At 64.3% G+C, this 5,626-nt stretch carries 5 protein-coding genes; 4 read left to right on the forward strand and 1 reads right to left on the reverse strand.

Annotated features, from left to right (window positions below; translation table 11 throughout):
* From DYI24_RS20020 to DYI24_RS20035, 4 genes are all read left to right on the forward strand, one after another.
* A partial coding sequence (locus DYI24_RS20020) for a branched-chain amino acid ABC transporter permease (protein WP_164573559.1) occupies positions 1-370 on the forward strand: 370 nt, incomplete at its 5' end.
* Complete coding sequence (locus DYI24_RS20025) at positions 367-1,434, forward strand: branched-chain amino acid ABC transporter permease (RefSeq protein WP_164573560.1); 1,068 nt, start codon at positions 367-369, stop codon at positions 1,432-1,434. The genes DYI24_RS20020 and DYI24_RS20025, both read left to right, overlap by 4 nt.
* 371 nt (positions 1,435-1,805) lie before the next feature.
* Entirely contained in the window at positions 1,806-2,114 is a 309-nt protein-coding gene (gene pufW, locus DYI24_RS20030) for a reaction-center light-harvesting complex 1 protein PufW (RefSeq protein WP_012497598.1), read from the forward strand.
* Between the two features lie 244 nt (positions 2,115-2,358).
* On the forward strand, positions 2,359-3,459 hold the full coding sequence (locus tag DYI24_RS20035) for an alkene reductase (RefSeq protein ID WP_107345973.1): 1,101 nt from the start codon (positions 2,359-2,361) through the stop codon (positions 3,457-3,459).
* 283 nt (positions 3,460-3,742) lie between these two features.
* Here the strand turns inward: DYI24_RS20035 and DYI24_RS20040 are convergent, their stop codons facing one another.
* Positions 3,743-5,530 carry an ABC transporter substrate-binding protein gene (locus tag DYI24_RS20040; protein WP_107356929.1) on the reverse strand — a complete coding sequence of 596 codons (1,788 nt, stop codon included), beginning with the start codon at positions 5,528-5,530 and terminating at the stop codon, positions 3,743-3,745.
* Positions 5,531-5,626 lie beyond the last annotated feature (96 nt).

Here is a 5,626-nt window from a genome sequence, read left to right on the forward strand (position 1 = left end):
GTTGATCCGCGCCGGCGTCGAGAACCGCGAGATGGTCGAAGCGCTCGGCTATCACGTCAAGCGGCTGTTCCTCGGCGTGTTCATGGTCGGCTCGGCGCTGGCCGGGCTCGGCGGCGTGATGTGGGCGCTGTATCGCGAGCAGGTCCACGCCTCGATGGGCAACGAGCTCACCGTGCTGATCTTCATCGTCGTGATCATCGGCGGGCTCGGTTCAGTCGGCGGCTGCTTCATCGGCGCGCTCTTGGTGGCGATGGTCGCCAATTACGGCGGCTTCCTGGTGCCGAAGCTGGCGCTGGTCTCCAACATCCTGCTGATGGTCGCGATCCTGATGTGGCGGCCACGCGGCCTCTATGCGGTGACAAGTCGATGATGATCCTGTCCGGCGATCCGCCGCGCAGCCGGGTGCTGGCGCTGCTGCTGATCGCGATCGTGGTGATGCTGGCGATCACCCCGTTCGTGTTTCCCGGCGCCAAGCCGCTCAACGTCGCCGCCAAGATCTGCATCTTCGCGGCGCTGGTGGCGTCCTATGATCTCCTGCTCGGCTACACCGGCACGGTGTCGTTCGCCCACACCATGTTCTACGGCATCGGCTCCTACGCGGTGGCGATCGCGCTGTACGGCATGGGCCCGAGCTGGGCGGCGGTCGGCGCCGGCATCGTCATCGGCCTGCCGCTCGCCGCGCTCTTGGCGCTGATCATCGGGCTGTTCTCGCTGCGGGTCGAGGCGATCTTCTTTGCGATGATCACGCTGGCGGTCGCTTCCGCCTTCCTGGTGCTGGCGTCGCAGCTGTCGTGGCTGACCGGCGGCGAGGATGGCCGCAGCTTCAGCCTGCCGGAGCTGCTGCGGCCCGGCACGGTGTTCGTCAAAGACTTCTTCGGGGTGCGGATCAACGGCCGCATCCTGACCTACTACATCATTCTGGTCGGCTGCGCCGGCATGATCCTGGCGTTGCTGCGGGTGGTGAACTCGCCGTTCGGCCGGGTGCTGCAGGCGGTCCGCGAGAACCGCTTCCGCGCCGAGGCGCTCGGCTATCGCACCGTGTTTCACCTGACTTACGCCAACGTGCTGGCCGCGCTGGTCGCCGCCGCCGCCGGCGTGCTCAATGCGATGTGGCTGCGCTACGCCGGGCCGGATACGTCGCTGTCGTTCTCGATCATGCTGGACATCCTGCTGATGGTGGTGATCGGCGGCATGGGCACGATCTACGGCGCAATCATCGGCGCCACCATCTTCATCCTGGCGCAGAACTATCTGCAGGCGCTGATGGGCGCGGCCTCGACCGCCGCCGCCGATGCCGGGCTGCCGTTGCTGCCGAACCTGCTGCATCCCGACCGCTGGCTGCTGTGGCTCGGGCTATTGTTCGTCGCCAGCGTGTACTTCTTCCCGACCGGAATCGTCGGCCGATTGCGCGGGGCGCCGAAGGCCGCCGAGTAGCTCGACGAAAGTCTTAGAAGCGACCCATTCGGCCGGATCGCTTCGAACGATTCCAGCCTTGCGCTCTTTAGTGCCACTTCGCACCCCCAGAGGTTGATAGCAACGCCGTCACTCAGCGCCTGGGTGCAGGATTTCGGTAGTAAAATGCCTGTTCGCGTCCTGCGATACCTCTTGGGCCAGTACCCGCGCCGGTAAAATAAGAAGCAGTTTCTGCGCTCGATCAACATCGTTTGCAGCGCACAAAGTATCCTGTTGCCGCTGAACAGGCGCCCTCCCATAGTCCGCGCCTTTGTCGACCTAGGACATTCTCCCTACTCCAGCACCATCTTCACGCTGCGGCAGGGGAGCGTCCGACCAAACAGGAAGTTGGAATGATGCTGCTCTTGGTCCTTACCGCGATCGCCTTCGTCGCTACCGCCGTGGTGGCGCGCGTGCTGGCCGCCTCCGCGCCGGAAGGCAAATTGTACTGCCAGGCGGCCGGTGCCGCTTCGATGGTGGTCGGGCCGTTTATCACGCTGGTTGCCGCCTTCGTGCTCGGCAAGGCCGGCATCGGCGGCGAGGTGCTCGACGCCACCGCGATGCTGCGGGTCGCTGCGTTGCCGGCGTTCGGCACGCTGTTCGTCGGCCCGATCGTGTTCTGGTTCTTCCGCCGCCAGCGCCGCACGGTTGCGGCCGCCTAACGGACGCGCACCGAACGCGCGATCGCGAAGACAGGTTCGGCGGCGCCTCTCCGCCGCCGAACTGCAGGCCGGCAGGAATCATCCCGCCCCCGCGTGATTTCCAGCAATTCTTTTCCCTTAAGAACGGCATTTTCGAAACCGCACTTCAAAATTTCATGCGGACGCATCTATTTTCGGCAGGGCCATTGTGTTTCGGGGGCCGCCCCCCAAGTTCCTGACATCCGTAACTGTCCAGGACGGCCCCATGTCGACTTCCAAGCTCTTCGAACCTTACAAGCTCGGCCCGATCACCCTCGCCAATCGCGTCGTGATGGCGCCGCTGACCCGCAACCGCGCCGTGCCCGAGGGTCTCGTCCCGAGCCCGCTGGCGGCGGAGTATTACGGCCAGCGCGCCAGCGCCGGCCTGCTGATTACCGAGGCCAGCCAGGTGTCGCAGCAGGGCCAGGGCTATCAGGACACGCCCGGCATCTACTCGCAGGCCCAGGTCGAAGGCTGGCGCAAAGTCACCGGCGAGGTGCACAAGCGCGGCGGCAAGATCTTCATCCAGCTCTGGCATGTCGGCCGCATCTCGCATGTCGACCTGCAGCCGAACCACGGCGCTCCGGTCGCGCCGTCGGCGATCCGCGCCAAGACCAAGACCTTCGTCGGCGGCCAGTTCGCGGATGTCTCCGAGCCTCGCGCGCTCGAGCTCTCTGAAATCCCCGGCATCATCGAAGACTTCCGGAAAGCGGCCGCCAATGCGATCGCGGCCGGCTTCGACGGCGTCGAGATCCACGGCGCCAACGGCTATCTGCTCGACCAGTTCGCCCGCGACAGCAGCAACAAGCGCACCGACGAATATGGCGGCTCGATTCAGAACCGCGCGCGGCTGATGCTGGAAGTCGCCGCGGCGGTGGCCAAGGAGATCGGACCGGAGCGCACCGGCATCCGGATTTCCCCGGTGACGCCGGCCAATGACGTCTCGGATTCCAACCCGCAGGCGCTGTTCGACTATATTGTCGACGAGCTCAACAAGCTGAAGCTGGTCTATATCCACGTCATCGAAGGCGCCACCGGCGGCCCGCGCGACATCGCGCCGTTCGACTACGCGAGCTTGCGCAAGCGCTTCAGCGGCACCTACATCGGCAACAATGCCTACGACCTCGCGCTCGCCAACAAGCAGCTCGATGCAGGCGCGGCCGACCTGATCGCGTTCGGCAAGCCGTTCATCTCCAACCCGGACCTGGTCGAGCGCCTGAAGCGGAACGCTCCGCTGAACGAGCCCGACAAGTCGACCTTCTACGGCGGCGGCGCCAAGGGCTACACCGACTACCCCACGCTGGAGTCGGCGCAGGCGGCGCAGTAAGCAAGTAGCTCGGTCATTCCGGGGCGCGCGCAGCGCGAACCCGGAATCCCGAGATTGCTACGACGAGATTCCGGGTTCGCTCGCTCCGCGAGCGCCCCGGAATGACGTGGAAAGACAATGCCAAAGCAAAAAGGCCGGGATTGCTCCCGGCCTTTCGATTTTGCAGAGACCTCATCCTGAGGAGCCCGGCGCAGCCGGGCGTCTCGAAGGATGATGCGGCGCGCGTCGCCTCATGGTTCGAGACGGCGCTGCGCGCCTCCTCACCATGAGGCTTCGCAGCCGCTTACTTGGCTTCCGCGCGCTTCGGCGGGGTCGCCGGCCAGGACTTGATCAGGGTGTCGTAGTCGATGGTTTCACCCTTCGGCTTCTCGTTCGCCAGCTTGCGCTGCGGCGCGATGTTGCCGTCCTTTTCGGACTTGGCGTACCAGTACTCCGCGGTCTCCTTCTTGTTCAGCTTCGGTCCGCATTCGCCCTGCACCTTCGACTTCTCGAGGCGCTCCAGCACCGAGTCCTGCGCCGCGGCCAGCGAATCCATCGCCTGCTGCGGGGTCTTCGCACCGGACGACGCGTCGCCGATGTTCTGCCACCACAGCTGCGCCAGCTTCGGATAGTCCGGGATATTGTTGCCGGTGGGCGACCACTGCACGCGGGCCGGCGAGCGATAGAACTCGATCAGGCCGCCGAGCTTCGGCGCACGTTCGGTAAACGACTTGTCCCAGATGTCGCTCTCACGGATGAAGGTGAGGCCGACATGGCTCTTCTTCAAGCTGACAGTCTTGGAGGTGATGAACTGCAGATACAGCCAGGCGGCCTTGCGGCGGTCCGCCGGGGTCGACTTCAGAAGCGTGGCAGAACCCACGTCCTGGTAGCCGAGCTTCATGCCTTCCTTCCAGTACGCGCCGTGCGGCGACGGAGCCATACGCCATTTCGGCGTACCGTCGGCATTCATCACCGGCAGGCCGGGCTTCACCATATCGGCGGTGAAGGCGGTGTACCAGAAGATCTGCTGGGCGACGTTGCCCTGCGCCGGCACCGGGCCCGACTCCGAGAAGGTCATGCCCTGCGCCTGCGGCGGCGCGTACTTCTTCATCCAGTCGAGATATTTGACGATCGAATACACCGCCGCCGGACCGTTGGTGTCGCCGCCGCGCTCGATCGACGAGCCGACCGGACGGCAGCCTTCCATGCGGATGCCCCATTCGTCGACCGGCAGACCGTTCGGCAGGCCCTTGTCGCCGTTGCCGGCCATCGACAGCCAGGCGTCGGTGAAACGCCAGCCGAGCGACGGGTCCTTCTTGCCGTAGTCCATGTGGCCATAGACTTTGACGCCGTTGATTTCCTTGATGTCGTTGGTGAAGAACTCGGCGATGTCCTCATAGGCCGACCAGTTCACCGGGACGCCGAGGTCGTAGCCGTACTTCGCCTTGAACTTGGCCTTGTAGTCCGGATTGGTGAACCAGTCGTACCGGAACCAGTACAGGTTGGCGAACTGCTGGTCGGGCAGCTGATACATCTTCTTGTCGGGGGCCGTGGTGAACGACGTGCCGATGAAGTCGGCGACGTCGAGCATCGGATCGGTAACGTCCTTGCCCTCGCCGGTCATGTAGTCCGACAGCGCGATGGTCTGGTTGTAGCGGAAGTGCGTGCCGATCAGGTCGCTGTCGTTGATCCAGCCGTCATAGACGTTCTTGCCGGACTGCATCTGGGTCTGCAGCTTCTCGACGACGTCGCCTTCCTGGATCAGGTCGTGCTTCAGCTTGATGCCGGTGATCTCGCTGAACGCCTTGGCCAGCGTCTTGGCTTCGTATTCGTGCGTGGTCAGCGTCTCGGAGACGACGTTGATCTCCATGCCCTTGAACGGCTCGGCCGCCTTGGCGAACCACTGCAGTTCCTTCATCTGGTCTTCTTTGGACAGCGTCGAGGGCTGGAATTCCTCGTCGATCCACTTCTTCAGGACCGCGTCGTCCGCAGCACGCGCCGGCGACAGCGTCATCGACGTGGCGATCAGCGCCGCAGCGCTCACCATCGTCATCAGCCGCAAACGGCTGAGGTGGGGCTTTCGTCCAATCATCGTTCGTTTCCTCCGTTGAGCGACATCATTCAGGTCCAGGTTGATCCCGGATCTGTTCCTCGTTCGCCGGGATCAGACGGTGCGGAAGCTCGCAAC

This window comes from Rhodopseudomonas sp. BR0C11, assembly GCF_010820945.1.
Classification (GTDB): domain Bacteria; phylum Pseudomonadota; class Alphaproteobacteria; order Rhizobiales; family Xanthobacteraceae; genus Rhodopseudomonas; species Rhodopseudomonas palustris_H.

Coding starts and splice junctions, on each gene's coding strand:
- DYI24_RS20025 (WP_164573560.1), top strand. CDS start 367: ATGATGATCCTGTCCGGCGATCCGCCGCGCAGCCGGGTGCTGGCGCTG.
- pufW (WP_012497598.1), top strand. CDS start 1,806: ATGATGCTGCTCTTGGTCCTTACCGCGATCGCCTTCGTCGCTACCGCC.
- DYI24_RS20035 (WP_107345973.1), top strand. CDS start 2,359: ATGTCGACTTCCAAGCTCTTCGAACCTTACAAGCTCGGCCCGATCACC.
- DYI24_RS20040 (WP_107356929.1), bottom strand. CDS start 5,530: ATGATTGGACGAAAGCCCCACCTCAGCCGTTTGCGGCTGATGACGATG.